We start from the raw sequence: 22749 nt of genomic DNA on the forward strand, positions 1-22749 counted from the left end.
CAAAACAGCTATATAAGAAACACACTTAACGACGAATGAATGGACCCATGGCCTTAAACTCTGCTTTTCGAACCCTATCTATTGTCTTTGTGCTGATGCTTGCTCTGACAGGCAAGGCGATGTCCCAGTCGGTACTGATTCCGTCGCCGCCGCAGATTGCTGGCAGCTCTTATGTTTTGATGGATCCCAAGAGCGGACGGATCATCATGGAGGAGAACAGCCACGAGCGTTTGCCTCCAGCCAGTCTGACCAAAATGATGACCGCGTATATCGTCGAGCGGGAGCTTGATGAGGGCCGGATTGCCATGTCCGACATGGTGCCGATCAGCGTGAATGCCTGGAAAACCGAGGGGTCCCGAACCTTCGTCCGGGAAGGCACTCAGGTGTCGGTTGAGGATCTGCTCAGGGGGGTGATCATTCAGTCGGGCAACGATGCCTCAGTCGCCCTTGCGGAATTTGTTGCCGGTAGCGAAGACGCCTTCGTTGATATCATGAACCAGCAGGCCCAGTTGCTGGGCATGAAAGACACCAACTTCGAAAACGCTACCGGTCTGCCTTCGCCGGATCATTTTTCAACGGCCTATGACCTGGCCATGCTGGCGCAGGCAATCATCAATGATTATCCGGAAAACTATCCGCTGTACGCTGAAAAGCACTTCACCTATAACAATATCCGCCAACCGAACCGGAACAGCCTGCTCTGGCGTGATGACAGCGTCGATGGTCTGAAGACCGGTCACACAGAGGAAGCCGGCTACTGTCTGGTTGCTTCGGCCAAGCGCAACGACACCCGCTTTATAGCCGTCGTCATGGGTACCAGCAGCTCAGAAGCGCGGGCTCAGGAAATCCAGAAGATGCTGAATTACGGCTTCCGCTACTACGAGAGCGAACGCCTGTTCCAGTCCGGCCAGGAGTTGATTGAAGCCCGTGTCTGGGGTGGCCAGGCTGACCAGCTGTCAGTCGGCATGACCGAAGACGTTTATGTCACCATTCCCCGGGGTTCCCGAAACGATCTGGAGTCCACGGTAGACCTTGATTCTGTCATCAAAGCACCCATCAAGGTCGGGGATGAGCTGGGACGGGTCAAGGTGTCCTACAACGGTGAGGTACTGGTTGATCAGCCGGTGCTGGCCCTGACCGAGGTCCCCGAGGGCGGATTTTTCAAACGAATCTGGGATGCCATCAAGCTCTTTTTCGTTCAGTTATTTCAGTAGGGTGATGTTGATCCCGGGGAGTAAAACGGCATGAGTCAGCCGAAAGCACCAAAAATTGAGTTTCCTTGCGATTACGTGATCAAGGTGATCGGCAATGCCGCGCCGGATTTCACCGAGTTCGTGGTTGAGGTTGTGGAACAGCACGCACCCGGGATCTGCGAAACTGACATCACGGTTAACGACAGCAGCAAAGGCAGGTTCTCCTCCGTCCAGCTCAAGATTGTGGCTACCGGGGAAGCGCAGCTCAAAGCTCTGTTCGAAGACCTCAAGGCCAGTGGCCGTGTGCATATGGTGCTCTGAGTCCGATGCCTGACCTGATTGTTCGATCCCTGGGGGAGCAGCCCTACCTGGAAACCTGGGAGGCCATGAAATCGTTCACCGCCGACCGCGATGACAGTGTGGCGGACGAACTCTGGTGCCTTGAGCATCCCCGGGTTTACACCCAGGGCCAGGCGGGTAAAGCAGAACACATCCTTGCCCCGGGCGATATTCCGGTGATTCCGGTTGATCGGGGCGGGCAGGTGACGTATCACGGCCCCGGTCAGTTGGTGGTTTACCTGATGATCAACCTGGCCCGCAAAAAAATGGGTGTCCGCTCCCTGGTGGATGAGATTGAACAGTCGATCGTTCGGACCCTCGCTGGTCTGGGCGTTGAGGCTGCACCCAGGCCGGATGCGCCCGGCGTGTACGTGGGTGATGCCAAGATAGCCTCCCTCGGCCTCCGGGTTCGCCGGGGCTGTTCCTTTCACGGGCTGGCACTGAATGTCGATATGGACATGGAGCCCTTCCAGCGGATCAACCCCTGCGGCTATGCCGGCATGGCCATGTGTCAGGTGCGGGACTTTGTTCCGGGTGTAACCCTGGCCGACGTGCAGCAACGATTGTCAGAGCAACTTGTCAGCGGCCTGGCGCACCAGAATGTCGAGTTTCGCGAGGGGTGGTAGTTCAGGCGGCGGCTTCGTTCTCGTAACCGCATACCCGGTTTCGCCCCTCGGATTTGGCCCGATACAGGGCTTCATCTGCCCGCTGCAGCAGGCGGTCGATGGATTCGGATCCCCGGATTGATGCCACGCCAACACTGATTGTGGCCTGAACCTGGCCCTGTTCCGTGTTGACGGATTTGGCGGCAAAGGCTTCCCGGATCCGGTTTGCAGAAGACATGGCCTCTTCGGTAGTGGTTTCCGGCAGCAGCACCAGATATTCCTCACCGCCCCATCGGGCCAGGGTGTCAACCTTTCGGCATTGTTCCCTCAGGGTTTTGGCAACCAGCATGATGAGCTCGTCCCCAACATGATGTCCGTAGTTATCGTTGACGCTCTTGAACAGGTCGATATCCATCAGCAGCACAGAGAAGGGGCGGGCGTTGCGAAGGTAGCGCTGGTACTCGATGTCGAGCTGCTCGAGGGCTTCCCGGCGGTTGGCAAGGCCAGTCAGGGCGTCATGCTTGGCCGCATACTCGAATTCCGCAGCCAGCTTCAGCAGGCCCAGCTTGCTGCGTCGTCGGCTCTGGTCAAGGATATAGCAGGTGACCATTTCAAAGCCCAGCACTGCCACCATGGTGATTCGGAAACTGGTGCTGTGAGGTGGTTCAAACAGCAGGTCGCCCAACGGGCTAAACAGGAAAATGACCGCAGCGAATCCGCCACTGCAGGCGAGCACGCCAATCCGGGATTCACTGATATAGAAAATGATGGGGGGATAGGCAAACAGCCAAATAATGGCGGAGCCGTCTTCAACGGCGTGGATCGCCAGATAGGTGAACAGCACCGTGATCAGGGTAATGAACCCCCGGCGTTGCAATGTTTTGTTGCCGAAAAGCAAATAGGTTACAGAGTTGACCGTCAGCAGCACGGCAAAGCCGATCAGCAGTGGCGGCGTAATCGGATCGTTCTGCAGGCTTGAGCGCCAGGCAAAGAAGAACAGCAGGGGAACGGCAACGGCCGTCAGCCAGTTGATCAGGATCGGGACAGGAATTTCGCCTTTGACCCGGAACTGGGACAGCTCCGTATCCGGCGTTTTTCTTGCGGACTGCGGCATGTTCGGATCTTGTTCTTGTGATAGTCGTTGTTGGACCTTACGTATGTAGAAATACTAGACCGGTTTCCTGCCAGAAACTGTGTCGAAACGTAAACGATCCGGTTGGTCAGGTGTAAACCGGCGACGCCGCCGACACATTGGCCCCGTGGCCGCGGAAAGCTGGTCGACTCGGTTAGGTCAGCTACCCTGACTATCCGTATAATGGTACTAACCGCCAAACGTGGTGAAATTCTCTGATCCGAACAGGTCACTATGTCTTCCAGACGTTCAGGAAATTCGGTTTCCCGCATCAAGACTGGCAGTTTTGAGCGCAGGTTGAGCTTGACCCGAGCCGGCTTGTTTGCTGGTACCCGTATGGCTTCACATATGGCAACCAACTGGTTCAGCAGTCGGGAAAACCGGGAGAAGCGGCACCGGGCCATGCTGTCGAGCCAGGCTCGGTTCCTGGTGGATGAGCTGGGTCAGCTGAAGGGCAGCGTGGTCAAGATCGGCCAGGTTATGGCCCTGTATGGCGAGCATTTCCTGCCCGAAGAAGTCACCGAAGCGTTGCATACCCTGGAAGACCAGACCACCTCACTGGAATGGCCGGCCATTGAGCGTGTACTGAAAGATGAGCTGGGGGCAGACCGCCTGGCTCAACTGGATGTGGAGCCCGAACCCATTGGCGCGGCATCGCTTGGGCAGGTGCACCGGGCCTGGCGCAAAAGCGACGGCCTGGAACTGGTGCTGAAGGTACAATACCCCGGCGTTGCCGATGCGGTAGACAGCGATCTGAATGCAGTTGCCCAGCTGTTACGGGTAGCGAGGCTGGTCAGTTTCGGCCCGGAGTTCAATGACTGGCTGGAAGAAGTCCGGCAGATGATGCATCGGGAAGTGGATTATCGCCTGGAGGCGAAAACCACCGAGAAATTCCGCAATATGCTGGCGTCGGATCCGAGGTTCATTGTGCCCAGGGTCCTGCCCGAGTTTTCAACCGCACACGTTATTTGCTCGACCTACGAACACGGCCATTCCGTCAGCTCCCAGGCGGTCAGGGACCTTCCATTGAAGCGTCGAAGCGCACTTGGCAAGGCCGCTCTCGAGCTGTTTTTCCGGGAGCTGTTTGTCTGGGGGGAAATACAGACGGATCCGAACTTCGGCAACTATCGAATCCGTATCGCCGGCGAAGAGGGCGACGATCCGGGGTACGACCGCATTGTTCTGCTTGATTTCGGAGCGGTGCAGGCTTACTCGGATGAATTTCTCCAGCCGGTTATCCAGATGATCAGGGCGTCCTACGAGGACGATCTCCAGGCTGTGATCGACGGCGGCGTAAAGCTGCGGTTCATGAGTACCGACTGGCCGGATGAGGTTCTGCAGAAGTTCGGCCAGGTATGCATGTCGGTGCTCGAGCCCCTGTCCAGCAACAAGGAATCCTGGCCGGATTATGCGGTCAACAGTCACGGAGAGTACCGCTGGAAGCAGAGTGAATTGCCGTCGCGGGTAGCGCGCCAGGCGGCCCGGTCTGCCATTAGCCGCTATTTCCGGGTTCCTCCGAAGGAGTTTGTTTTCCTGAACCGCAAACTGATCGGGGTCTACACCTTTGTCGCGGTACTCAATTCCGAGTTCAACGGCGAACCGCTGCTCAGGAAGTACCTCTACGGTGAAGGTGACGATGCGCCGGATGCTTCGGCCACAAGCCAGAGCACGAAGGCGTAGCGGGCGCCCTTGCCGATACCCACCAGGATGACAAAGTTGAGCCATGGCACGCGCATGATCCCGCCAACCAGGGTCAACGCGTCGCCTCCGAGGGGCAGCCAGCCCATCAACAGTGACCACTGGCCGTAACGGTTAAAACGGTTCCGCGCCTTGTGCAGCTGCATTTCGCTGACCGGAAACCAGCGTTTATGCTTAAAGCGATCCACCTGCCGGCCGATAACCCCATTAACGACCGAGCCCAACGTGTTGCCTAGTGTTGCCCAGAACCAGAGCCACCACCAGGAGTAGCCCTGTGTTATCAGGGTGCCGAGCAGGACTTCCGAGTAGGCAGGCAGCAGCGTGGCAGCAGCGAACGCGGTCAGAAATAGCGTCAGGTAGGCCACCGGGCCCTCCGTGCTTTAATATGAAATGAACCTCCAACACTCCGCAGGTCCGGCCTTACCATGAAACAGTTATCGCTCCGCTTCAAGCTCTATGCCCTCGTTGTGTCCCTGCTCCTGATTATGGGTATCAGCATCGTGGTTACGGCCCAGTTGTCACTCGGAGACATGGAAGAGAGATTGACGGCCGAAACCCGGGATACGGTGCAGGGTATTGTGATGGATCAGCTCGGCGCAACCGCCGGCAAATATGGCGAACTGGTCAGTGGCCAGTTCGCGACCGCCTTTCGAACCCCGGAAGTCGTTCGCAATGTCATTATCCGAAACATTCAGGCTGACAGCTCCGGGCGTATCAGCCGGACAGCCCTGCAGGAGACCGTTGGCGCAGTTCTGGAGGAGCAGAAAAGCCTGAGTTCAATCTACGCCCAGTTCGAGCCTGATGGCTACGATGGCCAGGATCGCTACTTCACCGGTGGTGTTGAAGAACACAGCAGCGATGAGGGCACCCTGGAGATCTATTACTACCGGGATCCGGACGGCCAGGTCCAGTTCAGCCGCACGGAAGACCCGGCTACCAAATATCTGGACAGCCTGAACGAATTCGGGATCCGGGAAGCAGAGTGGTACCTGTGTTCGCGGGACACCAAGTCACCCTGCATCATGGAACCCTACGAATACGAAATCAGCGAAGGCTACTCGGAGTTGATGACCAGCCTGGTGGTTCCGATTCTGGATGACGGAACATTCGCCGGCGTGGTGGGTGTCGACATCAATCTCTCGACACTGCAACGAACCATTGCCGGTGTCAGTCAGGAACTGTTCGGCGGCCAGTCCCGTGTCACGCTGATCAGTGAGCAGGGGCTTATCGCGGCCTCCAGTCATTATGAGGAACAGCTTGGCCGGCCTCTTCAGGAAGCCGTGCCCGAGCATGGCGACACTTTCGCAGGGCTGCACCGGGGTGAGGGCACCTTTGATGACGGGCAGACCCTGGCCGTGGCGTATCCTGTTAAAATCCGGTTGCCGGATGTCGAGTGGTCGCTGCTGATCGAGTTGCCGCGGGATGCCGCGCTCGCCAGCGTTTCGGAAATTACCGGTCTGTTGTCAGACGAAGTCGCCGCGACAGCCACACGCCAGACCCTGGTGGGGATCGCGGTGGTGGTTTTCGCCATCGTCGCTCTGGTGCTCCTGGTGCGCTCGGTTACCCGGCCACTGGATGAAATCCGGGATCGTATGAAGAACCTGGCCAGCGCCGAAGGGGACCTGACCCGTGAGCTGGAAATCGACACTCATGCCGAACTGATCGAGCTGGCCGGCGGGTTCAATGCCTTCCTGGCCCGGTTGAGGGAAATGATCAATGACCTGAAGGGCGTAAACGCCAAGGTTCGGGAGCAGGCCAGGGATGTGGGCAGTATTGCGGTTGAGACCGATGAGCAGACCGGCCGGCAGCATCAGGACATCGATAGCGTGGTGACCGCCATGAACGAAATGTCTGCCGCTGCAGGGGAAGTGGCAGGATTTGCCGGCGAAGCAGCGGATAATGCGCGTATGGCCCAGGATGGCATCCGGTTTACCCAGGATACCCTTTCATCGGCGGTGAAGGGCGTGAGCGCGGTTGCCAACGATATGGGCGAGGCCAGTACGGCAATCGGGCAGGTGGCCAATCGTAGTGAGGACATCAATCGGATTCTGGATGTCATCCGTGGCATCGCCGAACAGACCAACCTTCTCGCCCTCAACGCTGCCATCGAGGCCGCCAGGGCCGGCGAACAGGGGCGCGGATTTGCCGTGGTTGCCGATGAGGTCCGTACGCTGGCCTCGCGGACGCGGGAATCCACCGATGAAATCAGCACCATGATCGACGGCCTCAAGCAGGATGTGAATGGCGCCGTTTCGGTGATCCAGAGTGGCGTTGATCGCGCCACCTCGGCAGTCGATGGTACCCAGGAAGCGGCCCATTCACTGGCCACCGTCGTCGACCGGATCGGAACCATTGTGGAGCATGTAACCCAGGTGGCTACCGCCGCGGAAGAACAGAGCTCGGTGAGCGAGGAAATCAATCGCAACCTCACTCACATCGGCGATGCCGCCAACGATCTCCGGGAGCTTGCCGGCCGGGTCAAGGGCAGCGGCCAGGCCCTGGACAACGAGGTGCAGGTTCTGGAGCGTGAGCTGAGCCGCCTCAGAACATGATGGCCCGCTACTATGGCGGCGATTCAAAGCATCAATTTTCAATTACCGGGTGCCGTGTCATGATTCTTTCATGCGATTTTAATCCCGGAATTCACCGGCAGAGATTTTAGGGAGGTGTTTATGGAGCAGGTCACGATTTACGGCCGCTCAAGTTGTGGATTCTGTGTACAGGCCAGGCACCTGTGTGAGGCCAGAAACATTCCCTATGTCTGGGTCGATATGATCGAGAAGGGTATGAGCAAGCAGGACATCGCCGACAGGATTGGCCGGCCCGTCTATACCGTGCCCCAGATTCTTGTCGGTAGCCAGTACGTGGGCGGTTTTGATCAGTTCTATGCCTACGTGCGCGACCACCAGGCGGAACTGGCCCGCTAACCAGGGCCGATGGTTCCCCGAACAAAGAAAAAAGCCTGACAGAGTCAATCTGTCAGGCTTTTTTGATTCCCGATGGGGCCGAAAAGGACTACAGCTGGAAATCGGTTTTAAGCTTCTTCTCGGTCAAGGTGTTCTGGAGCTTGGCGACCCGTGGCAGGCCATTATCGAACGGTGGGAAGCTCTCACCGGCAATCAGCGGCTCCAGGTAGTCCCGGCAATCCTGGGTGATACCAAAGCCGTCGTCGGTGATGAAGTGAATCGGCATCTTTTTTTCCTGGTTTGCCACTTCACTGAGGGGCGCTTCGCCAATCTTCCAGCGGTAAGGCTTTCCTTGCTCCCGGACGATAGTGGGCATCAGTGCCTGCTTGCCTTCCAGGGCCATTTCCACCGCGGCCTTACCAACGGCATAGGCCTGTTCCACGTCAGTGGCGGAGGCGATGTGGCGGGCGCTGCGCTGAAGGTAATCCGCTACGGCCCAGTGGTACTTGTGGCCCAGTGCCTGCTTGACCATATTGGCGAGGGCCGGGGCAACACCACCAAGCTGGGTGTGGCCGAATGCGTCCTTGGCACCGGCATCCGCCAGGAAGCGACCGTCTTCGTACTGGGCGCCTTCGGAGGCCACCACAACACAGTAGCCGTATTCCTTCACGCAATGATCCACGCGCGCCAGGAAGCTTTCACGGTCAAAAGGAATTTCCGGGAACAGGATAATGTGGGGTGGTTCGCCCTCGCCCTGTCCGGCCAGGCCGCCGGATGCGGCAATCCAGCCGGCGTGGCGGCCCATGACTTCCAGGATGAACACCTTGGTGGAGGTTTCGCACATGGACTTGATGTCCAGGCTGGCTTCCAGGGTGGATGTGGCAATGTACTTGGCAACGGAACCGAAGCCGGGGCAGCAGTCAGTGAACGGCAGGTCGTTATCCACGGTCTTGGGCACGCCAATGCAGGTAATGGGGTAGCCCATCTTGTCAGCGATCTGGGAGACCTTGTAGGCAGTATCCTGGGAATCTCCGCCGCCGTTATAGAAGAAGTAGCCAATGTCGTGGGCCCGGAACACCTCAATCAGCCGCTCGTATTCGCGACGGTTCTCGGAAATGTTCTTGAGCTTGTGGCGACAGGAGCCAAAAGCGCCGCCGGGGGTATGAATCAGCGCCTGGATGGCGTCATCGCTCTCGAGGCTGGTATCAATCAGTTCCTCCTTCAGCGCCCCGATAATGCCGTTGCGTCCGGCAAACACCTTGCCGATTTTGTCCGGATGCTTGCGGGCGGTCTGGATGACGCCACAGGCACTGGCATTGATGACGGCGGTGACACCGCCGGACTGAGCGTAGAATGCGTTCTTGATGGCCATCTCGGGCTGGAGCCTCCTGCTGGTTCGACAATGGCGCAGATGATACGCCAATCGCCGGCAATTTTCATGAGCAGGATTGCGGATAGCGTGGCTCTTGACGGGGTGGGGCGGATACGGGAGGCTTGTCGGGTTTCAACACAGGGGGCAGTCGCCGAATGCACATTCACATCCTCGGAATCTGTGGCACCTTCATGGGCAGCCTGGCCGTTCTGGCCCGTGAGCTGGGCCATACCGTGACCGGGTCCGATCAGGGCGTTTATCCGCCCATGAGCACTCAGTTGGAGGCCCAGGGCATCGGCCTGATGGAAGGCTACAGTCCGGATCACCTGGAGCCGAAGCCGGATCTTGTGCTGATCGGTAACGCCATGTCCCGTGGCAATCCGGAAGTCGAGGCCGTGCTCAACCGCAATATCGATTACATGTCCGGACCCGAGTGGCTGAGTCGGGAAGTGCTCCGGCACCGCTGGGTGATGGCGGTGGCCGGCACCCACGGCAAGACCACTACAACGTCCATGCTGCTCTGGATACTCGATCAGGCCGGGTTGGAGCCCGGGTATCTTGTCGGTGGTGTTCCTCTGGACTTTCCGGTATCGGCGCGTCTGGGCAACAGCGACTTTTTTGTGATCGAGGCGGATGAATACGACAGCGCCTTTTTTGACAAACGCTCCAAGTTTGTCCATTACCGTCCCCACACCCTGATCATGAACAACCTGGAGTTCGACCACGCGGATATCTTCGAGAATGTCGAAGCCATAGAGCGGCAGTTTCACCATCTGGTTCGAACCGTGCCCTCCCAGGGCCTGATCATCCGCCCCGCGGTGGACGGCCATCTGGATAAAGCTCTGGAATTGGGCTGCTGGAGCCCGGTGCAGGACACTGCGATTGGCAGCGAGACCCCGCGCATGTCGGACTGGCGTGCCGAGCTGCTCTCGGAGGACGGCAGCCGGTTTCTGGTGATTCACCACGAACAGCCGGTGGCAACGCTGAAGTGGGATCAGACCGGTCTTCATAATGTCCGCAATGCCCTGTCTGCGATTGCTGCTGCCCGCCATGTGGGCGTTACCCCGGATCATGCGGTGGCGGCCCTGTGCCGGTTCTCCGGCGTCAAACGGCGGATGGAGTTGCTGGCGGACATAGACGGCGTGCGTGTATACGACGACTTTGCCCACCATCCGACCGCCATTGCCACCACCCTTGAGGGCTTGCGTAACCAGGTGGGTGACGAGCCCATCCTGGCGCTGATTGAACCGCGCTCAAACACCATGAAGCAGGGCGTCCACCAGCAGACGCTGCTGCCCAGCGCGGAAACCGCGGACCGGGTTCTGTGGGCCAACCTGAATGATATGGACTGGCTGCCGGAACTGATTGCCGGTTGGCAGGCGCTGAATACCGGTTCCGATCGGCACCGGGTGGAGGCTACGGTGGAGGATTTGCTGGCACGCACCCTGGAAGATCTTCCCAGCCTCTGCCACATTGTGATCATGAGCAACGGGGGCTTTGGCGGTATTCACGGTAAACTTATTGCCGAGCTTGAGCGTATCCGTGGCTGATCCGGCGCAACCGGCGACTTCCTCTGACTGACAAGTGGCGACATCCATGAGCAATGACCAGAACCGGCCCTCAACCGTTAACCTGGCCTTCACCGGCGCGTCTGGTGCCCAGTATGGCCTGCGCCTGCTGCAGTGCCTGGTGTCGGCCGGCTGCCGTGTGAATGTGATGGTCAGCCGGGCCGCACAGGTGGTGATCGCCACCGAGACCGACCTCAAACTGCCGGGAACCCCGCCGGCGATGCAGGAGACCCTCTCGGCCCATGCCGGCGCGGAGCCGGGCCAAGTTCTGGTGTTTGGGCGGGAAGACTGGTTTGCACCGCCGGCTTCCGGCTCCGGGGAGAAAGCGCCGCTGGTGGTTTGCCCCTGCAGCACCGGAACGCTCTCGGCCCTGGCGACCGGGGCCAGCAACAACCTGATTGAGCGGGCCGGTGATGTGGCCCTGAAGGAGCGGCGCCCGCTGATTCTGGTGCCCCGGGAGGCGCCTTTCTCCGAGGTGCATCTGGAGAACATGCTGAAACTGACCCGCATGGGTGCCGTCATCATGCCGGCGAGCCCCGGCTTCTACCACAAACCGCAGTCCCTTGAGGATCTGGTCGATTTTATTGTCGCCCGAATCCTCGACCATCTGAACCTGCCCCAGGACCTGATGCCCCGTTGGGGCGAGGCCCGCGCCGAGGACAAGCGCAAGGGCTGAGGCTGCTCGCAGCGATGGTTTTGGTCAGCCCGATTGATGCTTTTCATCATTGAGCAAATGGGCCTCCGGGCAGAGACTTGGTGAACGACAATCACAACACAGGTTATTCACCGAGGTTCACCATGATTCCACGCACTCTCTTCGACGCCGACCTTGAAGGCTTCCGCGACTCTGTCCGCAAGTTCCTGGAGCAGGAAGCGGCGCCTTACCATGATCAGTGGGAGAAAGACGGCCAGGTTAGCCGCGAACTCTGGCAGAAGGCCGGTGAGCTGGGTTTTCTTTGCCCTTGTCTGCCAGAAGAGTTTGGCGGCGTAGGCGCGGATTTCCGGTACAGCGCGGTGTTGATTGAAGAGGTCGCCAGAGCGGGCTTGACCGGGATAGGCTGGGGCCTCCACTCTGACATTGTTGCGCCTTACGTGCTCAATTACGGTTCCGAAGAGCTCAAAAACCATTATTTACCGAAGCTGGCCAGCGGTGAGATGATCGGGGCCATCGCCATGACCGAGCCGGGCGCCGGCTCGGACCTGCAGGGCGTGAAAACCACGGCGGTCAAGAACGGCGACCATTACGTTCTGAACGGTTCGAAAACCTTTATTACCAACGGCCAGCTTGCCGATGTGGTCATTGTGGTTGCCAAAACTGATCCCAAGGAAGGCGCCAAGGGCATCAGTCTGTTCATGGTGGAAACCGCGTGGGAAGGGTTCGAGAAAGGTCAGAACCTGAACAAGGTGGGGATGAAGGCCCAGGATACCTCCGAGCTGTTCTTCCAGGACGTGAAAGTGCCTGCAGGAAACCTGATCGGCCCGGGTGAGGGCCAGGGCTTTTTCCAGCTGATGCAGGAACTGGCGGCCGAGCGTCTGCAAGTCGCTCTGGGGGCGGTAGCCGCTGCCGAGGCGGCCTGGGACTGGACTCTCGATTACGTCAAGGAGCGCAACGCCTTCGGCAAGCCGGTGATCGCGTTCCAGAATACCCGCTTCAAGATGGCGGAGATGAAAGCGGAAATCACCGCCGCCCGGGTGTTCACCGATCGGTGCCTGGAGCTGCATCTGGACAAGAAGCTCGACATCCCCACGGCTGCGATGCTCAAGCAGCTCACCACAGACCTGCAATGCACGGTGATGGATGAGTGCGTGCAGCTTCACGGTGGCTATGGTTACATGTGGGAGTACCCGATTGCCCGGGCATGGGCAGACTCACGGGTGCAGCGCATCTATGCTGGCACCAATGAAATCATGAAGGAAATCGTTGCCCGTTCATTCTGAACCCCCGCCCCGGGGGCTGATCATAAGGGCAACTGAGGGCAGTGCCGGCACTGCCCGTTTCCTTTGATCAGGAGAGGCACAGATGACACAGCCGTTGTCGCGAGAACCCCGTTTCGAAGTGACCAACCTCGAAGAGCTAGCCCCGATGGCAGACTATTCGCTGATGAATAGTCTGGCCTGCGATCCTGATGCCACTGCCGATGGCGTTGACTACAAGCCGAGGCAGGTCTTTTCAGGGCACTACGTTCCGGTCAGGCCAACCCCCATCGAGACCCCCGAGTACGTCGCCCACAGTGAAGGTTTGTTCCGCGAACTGGGCTTTGCAGACAGCCTGGCCCGGTCTGATGACTTTATCCGGATGTTCTCCGGAGATCTCTCACGCGTGCCGGAGCCCATGAGCAAAGTCGGTTGGGCGTGTGGCTATGCGCTCTCCATCTACGGCACCGAGTACATCCAGCAGTGTCCGTTTCAGACCGGCAACGGCTATGGTGACGGCCGTGCCATTTCGGTACTGGAAGCGGTTATCAACGGTCGACGCTGGGAAATGCAGCTCAAGGGCGGGGGACGGACGCCCTACTGTCGCGGCGCCGACGGCCGGGCCGTTCTGCGTTCCAGCGTTCGTGAATTCCTCGCCCAGGAGCACATGCACGCGCTGGGGGTGCCGACCTCCCGGTCGCTGAGTCTGTATGTATCGAAAACGGAAAGGGTGCGGCGACCCTGGTATTCCCAGGGCTCCCATTCCCTGGATCCGGACCAGCTCATTTCGGAGCCGGTTGCCATCTCCACGCGTGTGGCCCCGTCCTTTATTCGAGTGGGCCAGCTAGAACTTTTCGGGCGCAGGGCCCGAAAGCAGGAGCACCCCCGTGCGCATGAAGAACTCGAGCAGCTGGTACTGCACCTGATTGATCGGGAGTATAACGGCGTTATTGATCAGTCACTCGATACTCCCACAAAACTCGTGATGCTCGCTCGGGAGTTCCGCAGCCGCCTCGCCTCCCTGGTTGCGAACTGGATCCGCGTTGGTTATTGCCAGGGCAATTTCAACAGTGACAATTGCGCCGCCGGCGGCTTTACACTGGATTACGGTCCCTTCGGCTTCTGTGAAGTATTTGAACCCTTCTACCAGCCATGGACCGGTGGCGGACAGCACTTCGCCTTCCTGAACCAACCCGCGGCAGCAGAACGGAACTTCAAGAGTTTCTGTTCGGCCCTGAGGCCTCTGTTGACCGCTCATGAGGACGAACTGGCTCAACTCGAGGAGATTCATAGCGGTTTCCCGGAGGTGATGCAGGCGGAAATGGAAAAGATGTGGTCGGCCAAGCTGGGCCTTGAGGCGTTTGACGTCGAACTCTTCAGAGAGTTGATGATGCTGATGACGCAGACACCTGTGGATTACAGCGTGTTTTTTCGCGAGCTCTCCTCAATACCCGACGATATCGCGCCAATCAAAAAGAGCTTTTACAGGTCACTGAATCAAGCCGGAGGTGCTGATTCGGACGCGCTACTCAAGCGCTGGTCCGACTGGCTGGCCCAGTGGAAATCAAAAACTGGACTCGATGGGGCTGGCGATGGCTCCCGGCTCCGCGAGGAACGCTCCCGGAGCATGAAGCGGGTGAATCCAAAATACACCATGCGCGAGTGGTTCGTGGTTCCCGCCTATCAGCGAGCAGCCGATGGAGATTACCAGCCACTGAGAGCGCTGCAGGATGTATTGACTCACCCCTATGCCGAGCAATCGAATGCCGTTGAGGCGCAATACTACCGGCTGAAGCCGTCAGATTTGTTCGATCTTGGTGGGATTTCCCACTACAGCTGCTCGTCGTGACTCGTGTCCCGTCTGGTTAATTCGCTGACCAGATGGGGCGCCAGTTACCAAACTTTACAAATTGCCAAACCTATCAAGGTCTGCGGGCACCACATCCCCTAAAGTAGCGGCACAACCTCTAACAAGGATAAACGGTTGCCGCGATGAAATGCCTCATTGGTCTCTCTGTGCCTGTTCTCTCCCTTTTCCTCGCCGGTTGCGGCGAGGAATCCGACGAGCTGCCCGTGGACGGGCGGGATTTCGATGGCGTGGAGTACAGTGAGCCTGCGCCTTATACGGGGAAGGTCATCGACGGCTACCTGAAGAACGCCCGGGTCTGGCTGGATATGGATGGTGACAGTCAGTACACCCCGGGGCCCCTTGTTATCGAACTGGATAACGGCAGCGCAGTCACCCTTGCCTCGGGCGAGCCCACGGCCATCAGTTCTGCCGGCGGTCGGTTCGCAATGGATATCTCGGAGCTGGTTCTGGACCCTTCAGTGGGCCCGGACCTTGATCCAAGGGGCTATTCGCTGCATGCCGTGGCTCTGCCGGGTAAAACCCTTGAGGAAACTCGCAACGGAGACGTCCCGGTGGCCAGCGCCTATCTGATGTCGGCGCCTCCCGGTGTTCGCAATATCACGCCTTTGACAACACTGGCCCGCTATCGGGGCATCGTCGGGCTGGGTTCGTTTCTGGAAACGCCCTCCGGCGCCGCTGCCAGCCTGGCCGATTTGAATCTGGTACGCGATTATATCCTCGCCCGGGACGAGCGCTCACACGCCTATGCCAGGGCATTGGCACATTTCATGGCCAGCCAGATTCCAGCTGCCTATAACGACCTGCTAGCAGCGGGAGACAGTGACGGCACGGAACGATTCCTGAGCAGGGAAGGGGCGTTTCTGCTGGGCGTGTCTCTGGTACAGAATGCCAGCGATGTTATCGCAGTGGTTGATGCCGCCGCCCAGGGTGATTTTGCCAATGTCGACGTTGATGCCCTGACCCTGCCCGAAGTTGATGTGGAATTGAGCGACCCGGTGCTGCTGACCAGCCAGAAGGTATACGCAGAGCCCTCCAATCAGGACACTCTGCCTGCCAGTCGCTCCGGCCTGCAGATCTCCGCCGAGCTGGCCTTCGATTACAGTGAGAGCGGGCGTTTGCTATCCGTCTCGGCAAACGGCTGTCTGGCACCCTCCATGCCGGAGCTGGCAAGACTGATCGGTGTGAATGGCTATATTGCGGCCCTGCAAACCCAGTGGCTGCCGTCCGCCGCGCTTTCGGATCAGAGCCGCTTGAATTTCGAAGACGAGAGCATGGATGAACGACTGATTTTCGATTGGAACCACCGGCGAATTTACTTCGAGACCAGTACCACCTGCCATGAGCACAGGGGGATTGCTGCAGATTCAACGGAGTTGGGCGGCCCTCCAGAGGTCACCTACAGCTGGACGAGGGACAGTGGTGATCTGGTGGAGTTGGTTGCAGAGACGACCGGTGGCGCAACGCGAACGCTGGTTCCGGAAACAGCAAATTCATCGTCCGTATTTCCGGGTTATCGGATTTCAGAGCAGGGCAGTGAGGTTGAAGCTGTAACCTTTGCCGCGGGTATCAACAGCTGTGCCCCTCAGGAGGATGCCGCCGACGCAAACCAGGTTGTAACAGGCTTTCAGGCGTACCAGTTTTCAGGCTATGAACCGCAGCCAGACGTTTTCACCGATCCGGTTCTTGAGTTTGATCGACGGGAGTTTTCAGGACCGGAGCAACCGAATCTTCGACTGCTGCGCTACGGATTCCTCGATCCGGATCGCCTCCAATTGGCCCGGGTAACCGGCGATGGCGGTTTCGAGTGGGCGATGAATTACCCAGCGGCAGACGGGCCAGGCTTTGTCGCAGAACAACCGAACCTTATCCGCGATGCCTATCTGAAAAGCTACAACCCGGCTGGTGACTGTGGCCGCGAGTTTGAGGGTGTGCCCAATTCCGCTTATGCGCGGGTGGAATACAGTTATCAGAGGTTGTCTGAATACCTGGTGGGGTTGTTGAAATAGCCGGCATATGGCGTAATTCTGTTGCTGATAAAAGGCAAAGAAACTGACGTAACTGGCTGTTTTTCAAAGGGAGATAAGACTTCGCCGGTTGGCTGTCTGGCCACTTCCTGAGGAAGGAAGTGGTGCCGAGGAGAGGACTTGAACCTCCACGGGGTTGCCCCCACTAGCACCTGAAGCTAGCGTGTCTACCAATTTCACCACCTCGGCAGGTGATTTGCAGTTCTGCGTTTAGTTCGTTGAAAACTTGGCAGTTCTGCCGCAGTTGAGGTGTTGCCCCTCAACCGATGGCGCGTACTTTAATAATTCCGGAAAACGGTGTCAAACGTTTTTTATCAAAAACCTTGAGTGGTATTTGTGCCTATATTCTTTGTGTGGTTAGGCACTTCCTTTATACCGGCGTTATACTCGGGATCAAATTCAATTCAGGCACACCGCATTACGGTACCAGGACAAGGACACGAATGGCTTCGAGAAAAAAGACAGACAAAGATCCGCACGCAGGTCGTGAAGCAGAAAAATACGACAATCCGATCCAGAGCAGGGAGTTCATCCTCGAGCACCTCAAGGAGCGTGGCGCCCCGGCGACACACGAGACGCTTTGTGAAGAGCTCGGACAGAATTCCCCGGAGGGTATCGAGGCTCTGCGTCGGCGTCTCATTGCCATGTGTCGCGACGGACAGCTGATCTGCAATCGCCGGGGGGCCTACCTTCCGATTGAAGAGGCAGAACTGGTTGTCGGCAGGGTGGTTGGCCACAAGGATGGTTTCGGTTTTCTGATCCCTGACGACGGTGGTAGTGACCTGTTCCTCACCGCTCGGCAGATGCGCCAGGTGTTTCATGGTGATCGGGTAGCTGCGCGGGTTGACCGTGTCGATGATCGCGGCCGGCGCGAAGGCGTGATCGTAGAAGTTCTGGAATACCGGACCAGCCAGACAGTGGGACGATTTTTCCAGGAAAGCGGCATCAGCTTCGTTGTTCCGGAAAACGCGCGGATCAACCACGAAGTGCTGATTCCCCAGGAAAATTGCGGCAATGCCCGCCACGGCCAGTATGTTGTGGTGGATATCGTTCGCCAGCCCACTGTGCGCACGCAGCCATTGGGCAAGGTTGTTGAGGTCCTTGGCGAACACATGGCGCCCGGGATGGAAATTGACGTTGCCATCCGTTCCTACGACATTCCCCATAGCTGGCCGCCCGCTGTCGGTGAGCAGACGGCGGAAATTCCGGAAGAGGTCACTGAGAAAGACAAGGCCAACCGGAAGGATATCCGCAATCTCAGGCTGGTAACCATCGACGACGAAACGGCCCGTGATTTCGATGATGCGGTGTACTGCGAGCCAAGGCCCCGTGGCGGCTATCGCCTGCTGGTTGCGATTGCCGACGTTTCCCACTATGTCCGGCCGGGTACACCACTGGATGACGAGGCGGTAAACCGCAGTACGTCGGTTTATTTCCCGGATCACGTCGTGCCAATGCTGCCGGAAAAGCTGTCTAATGGCCTTTGCTCGCTGAACCCCGGGGTGGATCGCCTCTGCATGGTGGCTGATATGACCATCAGCGCCGCGGGTAACATCAGCAGCTACAGCTTCTATCAGGCGGTCATGTTCAGTCATGCGCGGCTTACCTACAACAAGGTAAGCACCATGTTGGAGCACCCGGACACCGAGCAGGGCTACAAGCTGTGTGAGCAATACGCCAATGTGCTCCCGCAGTTACACAATCTCTACGGCCTTTACCAGTTGCTGCGCAAGGCCCGTACCGAGCGTGGCGCAATCGATTTCGAAACCACCGAAACCAAGATCGTGTTTGACGCCGACCGGAAAATCGAAGAGATCGTTCCGGTGCAGCGCAACGATGCCCACAAGATCATCGAGGAATGCATGCTGTGCGCGAACGTTGCGACAGCGCGATTCCTGAAAAAACACAAACTCCCGGCACTTTACCGGGTGCACGATGGCCCTTCAGAAGAGCGGCTCAATGCGGTTCGGCTGTTCCTGGGTGAGCTGGGTCTGCAATTGGGTGGTGGTGATAACCCCACGTCTGCGGACTACCAGGAGCTGCTGAACAGTATCAAGGATCGCTCGGATGCCAATGTGATCCAGACGGTTATGCTGCGTTCACTCAGCCAGGCCGTCTACAGCCCGGAAGAGGGCGGCCATTTTGGCCTTGGTTATGCGGGTTATGCCCACTTCACGTCGCCGATCCGCCGTTACCCGGATCTGATTAATCACCGGGCCATCAAATCGGTTATTCACGGGGGGCAACCTTCCAAGGATGTGGTTCCGCCTCCGAAACCGGATCCGGAGCTTGCCGAATATCCCTACGACATGGCCCGCATGGAGCAGCTGGGTGAGCATACATCCATGGCGGAGCGGCGTGCCGACGATGCCACCCGGGATGTTATGGCCTGGCTGAAGTGCGAGTACCTGAGTGATCATGTCGGTGAGGATTATGATGGCGTGATCGCTTCCGTGGTGCCCTTCGGCTTCTTTGTTGAGCTCTCGGGCGTCTACATCGAGGGATTGGTGCACGTGTCGACGCTGAGCGGCGACTTCTTCCACCATGATTCCGCCAAGCATCGTCTTATTGGCGAGCGCACGGCAATGAGTTTCCGGCTTGGTGATGAGGTCCGGGTGAAGGTCGTTCGGGTCGGCATGGAAGACCGGAAGATAGACCTGGAGCTGATCAGTGAGCCGGTTCACCGGCAGGCAGATCGCGACGCCCTCAAGGTCCCTGATAAGGGGGAGCGAGGAAAAGGGGAGCGAGGAAAGGGAAAGCGTGGTCCCGGCAAAGGTGGTAAGCCCTCCGGCAGAGCCAAGCCTGGCCAGAAAGGTGCATCAGACGGCGAGTCTGGCCCGAAGCGCCCGAGGAAACGCCCGGCTTCGCAGAAGAAAACGGCGGCCCCCGAGGCTTTTGATGACGATGAAACGCCTTCTGCCAGGGACGAACTGGTGGCCCGGGCTGCGAAGCTTGCGCTGAAGAAAGGCAAGAAGGGCAGTGGCACCGGCAAAGACGATAAAAAAGCCAAGCCGCGGAAATCCGGCAAATAACGGGAAGTGTAAACAGTGTCCGGAGAATTTGTGTTTGGCTGGCACGCGGTTGAGGCTGTCCTCAAGCGCGAGCCTGAAAGGTTACAACAGGTCTGGATCCAGACCGGCAGGCAGGATAAACGGGTCAAGGGTATTACCGATGCCCTCGATAGCCTGGGTGTGCGTTGGAAAGTTGTGCACCGCAAGGAGCTCGACGAGCGGGTTGCGGGGGTGCATCAGGGGATTGTCGCGGCCGTCAGTGAGAGCCGGGAGTGGACGGAAGACGATCTGCTGGCGCAGCTGGCGGGCAGTGACAAGCCGCCGTTTCTGCTTGTACTGGATGGCGTGACCGATCCCCATAATCTTGGCGCCTGCATGCGCACCGCCGATGCCGTGGGAATTCAGGCGGTCATTGTCCCCAAGGACAAGTCCGCTTCGCTGACCCCGGTTGCCCGCAAGGTTGCCTGTGGTGCTGCCGAGACAGTGCCCTTTGTGCGGGTTACCAATCTCGCCCGCTTTCTGCGTAGTTTGCAGGATCAGGGGGTCTGGCTGATCGGCACCGCCGGTGAGGCGGATGCAACGCTCTACCAGGCCGATTTCAAGGGCCCGGTGGCCCTGGTGATGGGTGCTGAGGGCAAGGGCATGCGTCGACTGACCCGGGAGCACTGTGACCAGCTGATCAATATCCCCATGCTCGGCCACGTGGATAGCCTCAACGTATCCGTGGCTACGGGTGTTTGCCTATACGAAGCCCTGCGTCAACGGCTTGGTTAACGCTTGCACACAGGGCATTCCCCGCCTAGAATACGTGACCCCTTTTCCAAGGGGTGGTTTTGTATTGCCTGAATGCAGGCAATACGGGGCCAAGCTTTTGATCAAGCCTTTCTTGTAAAGCCTTATTGATAAAGCAAAAAGAAACCGGCAGCAGAATGCTGTCAACTCCTTGCTTTCATGTTTGTCGGTCGCGGGTTCAAAGCCGTGCCGGTAAAAAGGAAGCTGTTTAAACCGTAGGGAGAACTCATGCGTCACTACGAAATCGTTTTTATGGTACATCCGGATCAGAGCGAGCAGGTGCCCGCGATGATCGAGCGTTATACCGGCGTCATCACTGAAGATGGCGGCAAGGTACATCGCCTGGAAGATTGGGGCCGTCGTCACCTGGCATACCCGATCAACAAGATTCACAAGGCTCACTACGTACTGATGAACGTTGAATGTTCACAGGCCGCGATGGACGAGCTGACTCACAACTTCCGTTTCAACGATGCAATCATCCGCGACATGATCCTGCGCCGTGATGGTGCGGATACAGACCTGTCCCCGATGAAAGCTTCCGAGTCCCGTGAAGACCGTCGTGGCGGCGATGATCGCCCGCGTCGTTCAGCCGAATCTGACGAGCCACGTCAGCGTGCTGAAACCCAGGACGAAGAAGAGTAATTAACCGGAGTTGAGGAGTTAAGTTATGGCTCGTTTTTTCAGACGTCGTAAGTTCTGCCGCTTCACGGCAGAGGGTGTTAAGGAGATCGATTACAAAGATCTGGACACCCTGAAAGGCTACATCACTGAAACCGGCAAAATCGTGCCCAGCCGCATCACCGGCACCAAAGCACGTTATCAGCGTCAGCTGGCTACCGCTATCAAGCGTGCCCGCTACCTGGCACTGCTGCCGTACTCGGACAGCCACGATAACTAAGTAACAGAAACACAGGACTTGGGACCATGCGTGCACTTGCACAGTATGTAATGCGCGGTCCCCTCCAGGCCGGCGGGGTAGCAGCAGTCACAACTGCCGTACCCTTGTTGTTCTGGATTGGCGCAGCCGTTGTCGGCCTGGTAATCCTAAGGCTCGGCATCAGTCAGGGGCTCAATATCGGGCTCTGGGCATTACTTCCGGCGCTTGGCTGGAGCATTTTCGGGCAGGACCCGACTGCTCTGGCTGTGTTGCTCCAGGTTATGCTCATGGCGTCACTGATCAGAACCACGCTGTCCTGGGAAAAAGCTCTGCTTGCGGGAAGTTTTCTCGCAATCGTCACAGGCCTGATGTTGCCTGTAGTCTACCCGGGGTTACTGGATGATCTGGTCCAGGCCGGGGTGAGTTTTTACCAACAGTACAATGCCGAAATTGCGAAGAGTCTCGGCGATGACCTCGATAGGGTTATCCGGGACACGATGAACGCGAGCATGGCAGGCACCTACCTGGCAACGGGTGTGGGCATGACCATGCTGGCGCGGGCCTGGCAGGCGGGGCTTTATAACCCCGGTGGATTCCGCAAGGAATTTCATGGTCTGCGCCTTTCACCGCCAATTGCGGTGTTGTGTGCGGTGACCATGGTGGTTGGTCCGTTCCTCGGACTGAACTCCATGCTGCTTGCCTGGGCTGCGGGAACGCCGCTGTTCCTCGCCAGCCTGGCACTGGTGCACGGTGTTGTTGGTTTGAAAAAGCTCAGTGGGAACTGGCTGGCGATGTTCTATGTCGCACTGGTCCTTTTGGGCCCAAGTCTGATGATTCTGTTAGTGGTTCTGGCTTTTGTGGATAGCTGGCTGGATATCCGGAGGCGTATAAGCCCTGCCGGGCCGGCTGAATAAAGCACGAAGAGGTTAACGAGATGGAAGTTATTCTGCTCGAGAAAGTTGCAAACCTTGGCTCCCTGGGTGACAAGGTAAAGGTTAAGGCCGGTTACGGTCGTAATTTCCTGCTTCCTTATGGCAAGGCTGTGCCTGCCACAGAAGCAAATCTGAAGGCGTTCGAAGAGCGTCGTGCAGAGCTTGAGAAAGCAGCTGCTGAGAAGCTGTCTGCCGCCCAGGCTCGCGCCGAGGCTCTCGAGGGTGCTGCTTTCACTATCAGCTCCAAAGCTGGTGAAGAAGGCAAGCTGTTCGGCTCTATCGGTGTGCGCGACATTGCTGACGCGATCACTGCCGGTGGTACCGAAGTCGAGAAGAGCGAAGTTCGTCTGCCGGAAGGCCCGATCCGGGTGACTGGCGAGTACGAGATCGAGCTTCAGCTGCACTCCGACGTTGAAGTAACGGTCAAGCTGGCGGTTGTTGCCGAGTAAGCCGTTTTCTCTGAAAACGGCGTCGGGGTTTTCCCGGCTCTGGTAATGCGCTGGTGGCCGTCGC

Annotated in this window: 20 protein-coding genes and 1 tRNA gene; 17 read left to right on the forward strand and 4 right to left on the reverse strand. The window is 58.2% G+C overall.

The genetic code is table 11. The features are described from left to right. Positions 1 to 47 precede the first annotated feature (47 nt). From ACO06L_RS19025 to lipB, 3 genes are read left to right on the forward strand one after another with little or no spacing between them, the layout of a single operon-like run. Positions 48 to 1214 carry a D-alanyl-D-alanine carboxypeptidase family protein gene (locus ACO06L_RS19025; protein ID WP_064227046.1) on the forward strand — a complete coding sequence of 389 codons (1167 nt, stop codon included), beginning with the start codon at positions 48 to 50 and terminating at the stop codon, positions 1212 to 1214. A 30-nt stretch (positions 1215 to 1244) separates the two neighbouring features. Further along, the gene (locus ACO06L_RS19030) at positions 1245 to 1514 is read left to right on the forward strand and encodes a YbeD family protein (protein ID WP_064227047.1); all 270 of its coding nucleotides are present in this window, start codon (positions 1245 to 1247) and stop codon (positions 1512 to 1514) included. A gap of 5 nt (positions 1515 to 1519) precedes the next feature. Continuing rightward, a complete protein-coding gene (lipB, locus tag ACO06L_RS19035; protein WP_064227048.1) occupies positions 1520 to 2158 on the forward strand; it encodes a lipoyl(octanoyl) transferase LipB in 639 nt (212 codons plus the stop codon). 1 nt (position 2159) lies between these two features. On the opposite strand, the gene ACO06L_RS19040 is transcribed toward lipB, so the two are convergent. Then, complete coding sequence (locus ACO06L_RS19040; RefSeq protein ID WP_202347057.1) at positions 2160 to 3251, reverse strand: GGDEF domain-containing protein; 1092 nt, start codon at positions 3249 to 3251, stop codon at positions 2160 to 2162. Between the two features lie 252 nt (positions 3252 to 3503). Here ACO06L_RS19040 and ACO06L_RS19045 point away from each other — a divergent pair, with 252 nt between their 5' ends. Further along, positions 3504 to 4949, forward strand: coding sequence for an ABC1 kinase family protein (locus ACO06L_RS19045; protein ID WP_202347058.1), 1446 nt, complete (start codon positions 3504 to 3506; stop codon positions 4947 to 4949). Here ACO06L_RS19045 and ACO06L_RS19050 read toward each other — a convergent pair. Further along, positions 4889 to 5332 carry a YqaA family protein gene (locus tag ACO06L_RS19050; RefSeq protein WP_064227051.1) on the reverse strand — a complete coding sequence of 148 codons (444 nt, stop codon included), beginning with the start codon at positions 5330 to 5332 and terminating at the stop codon, positions 4889 to 4891. The two genes, ACO06L_RS19045 and ACO06L_RS19050, sit on opposite strands and share 61 nt — an antisense overlap. Before the next feature lie 60 nt (positions 5333 to 5392). Between ACO06L_RS19050 and ACO06L_RS19055 the strand changes: the two genes are divergently transcribed. Then, a complete protein-coding gene (locus ACO06L_RS19055) occupies positions 5393 to 7519 on the forward strand; it encodes a methyl-accepting chemotaxis protein (protein ID WP_064227052.1) in 2127 nt (708 codons plus the stop codon). Positions 7520 to 7639: 120 nt separating this feature from the next. Next, on the forward strand, positions 7640 to 7894 hold the full coding sequence (locus ACO06L_RS19060; protein WP_064227053.1) for a GrxA family glutaredoxin: 255 nt from the start codon (positions 7640 to 7642) through the stop codon (positions 7892 to 7894). An 88-nt stretch (positions 7895 to 7982) separates the two neighbouring features. On the opposite strand, the gene ACO06L_RS19065 is transcribed toward ACO06L_RS19060, so the two are convergent. Continuing rightward, positions 7983 to 9245: a 6-phosphofructokinase gene (locus ACO06L_RS19065; RefSeq protein WP_064227054.1), complete on the reverse strand. Its 1263-nt coding sequence runs from the start codon at positions 9243 to 9245 to the stop codon at positions 7983 to 7985. Between the two features lie 155 nt (positions 9246 to 9400). On the opposite strand from ACO06L_RS19065, the gene mpl reads away from it, so the two are divergent. The 5 genes from mpl (at position 9401) to ACO06L_RS19090 (ending at position 16603) form a co-directional block, all read left to right on the forward strand. Further along, complete coding sequence (mpl, locus tag ACO06L_RS19070) at positions 9401 to 10795, forward strand: UDP-N-acetylmuramate:L-alanyl-gamma-D-glutamyl-meso-diaminopimelate ligase (RefSeq protein ID WP_202347059.1); 1395 nt, start codon at positions 9401 to 9403, stop codon at positions 10793 to 10795. A gap of 46 nt (positions 10796 to 10841) precedes the next feature. After that, positions 10842 to 11489 carry a flavin prenyltransferase UbiX gene (locus tag ACO06L_RS19075; protein ID WP_202347060.1) on the forward strand — a complete coding sequence of 216 codons (648 nt, stop codon included), beginning with the start codon at positions 10842 to 10844 and terminating at the stop codon, positions 11487 to 11489. A 122-nt stretch (positions 11490 to 11611) separates the two neighbouring features. Continuing rightward, positions 11612 to 12751 carry an acyl-CoA dehydrogenase family protein gene (locus ACO06L_RS19080; protein ID WP_202347061.1) on the forward strand — a complete coding sequence of 380 codons (1140 nt, stop codon included), beginning with the start codon at positions 11612 to 11614 and terminating at the stop codon, positions 12749 to 12751. Between the two features lie 82 nt (positions 12752 to 12833). After that, positions 12834 to 14576 carry a protein adenylyltransferase SelO gene (locus tag ACO06L_RS19085; RefSeq protein WP_202347062.1) on the forward strand — a complete coding sequence of 581 codons (1743 nt, stop codon included), beginning with the start codon at positions 12834 to 12836 and terminating at the stop codon, positions 14574 to 14576. Between the two features lie 143 nt (positions 14577 to 14719). After that, positions 14720 to 16603 (forward strand): hypothetical protein, encoded by a 1884-nt coding sequence (locus tag ACO06L_RS19090; RefSeq protein WP_202347063.1) that lies wholly within the window; start codon positions 14720 to 14722, stop codon positions 16601 to 16603. Between the two features lie 120 nt (positions 16604 to 16723). Here ACO06L_RS19090 and ACO06L_RS19095 read toward each other — a convergent pair. Beyond that, positions 16724 to 16810, reverse strand: a tRNA-Leu gene (locus ACO06L_RS19095). Between the two features lie 254 nt (positions 16811 to 17064). On the opposite strand from ACO06L_RS19095, the gene rnr reads away from it, so the two are divergent. From rnr to rplI, 6 genes are all read left to right on the forward strand, one after another. Continuing rightward, entirely contained in the window at positions 17065 to 19653 is a 2589-nt protein-coding gene (gene rnr, locus ACO06L_RS19100) for a ribonuclease R (RefSeq protein ID WP_202347064.1), read from the forward strand. A 15-nt stretch (positions 19654 to 19668) separates the two neighbouring features. Beyond that, on the forward strand, positions 19669 to 20406 hold the full coding sequence (rlmB, locus tag ACO06L_RS19105; protein WP_202347065.1) for a 23S rRNA (guanosine(2251)-2'-O)-methyltransferase RlmB: 738 nt from the start codon (positions 19669 to 19671) through the stop codon (positions 20404 to 20406). A 246-nt stretch (positions 20407 to 20652) separates the two neighbouring features. Then, a complete protein-coding gene (gene rpsF / locus ACO06L_RS19110; RefSeq protein ID WP_008176389.1) occupies positions 20653 to 21069 on the forward strand; it encodes a 30S ribosomal protein S6 in 417 nt (138 codons plus the stop codon). Between the two features lie 25 nt (positions 21070 to 21094). Continuing rightward, the gene (rpsR, locus tag ACO06L_RS19115; protein WP_007154918.1) at positions 21095 to 21325 is read left to right on the forward strand and encodes a 30S ribosomal protein S18; all 231 of its coding nucleotides are present in this window, start codon (positions 21095 to 21097) and stop codon (positions 21323 to 21325) included. A 26-nt stretch (positions 21326 to 21351) separates the two neighbouring features. Continuing rightward, entirely contained in the window at positions 21352 to 22218 is an 867-nt protein-coding gene (locus tag ACO06L_RS19120) for a hypothetical protein (protein WP_064227061.1), read from the forward strand. 20 nt (positions 22219 to 22238) lie between these two features. Continuing rightward, positions 22239 to 22685: a 50S ribosomal protein L9 gene (gene rplI / locus ACO06L_RS19125; RefSeq protein ID WP_064227062.1), complete on the forward strand. Its 447-nt coding sequence runs from the start codon at positions 22239 to 22241 to the stop codon at positions 22683 to 22685. The last annotated feature ends 64 nt before the right edge of the window (positions 22686 to 22749 follow it).

Origin of the sequence: Marinobacter sp., assembly GCF_965229985.1 — a bacterium.
Classification (GTDB): Bacteria; Pseudomonadota; Gammaproteobacteria; order Pseudomonadales; family Oleiphilaceae; genus Marinobacter.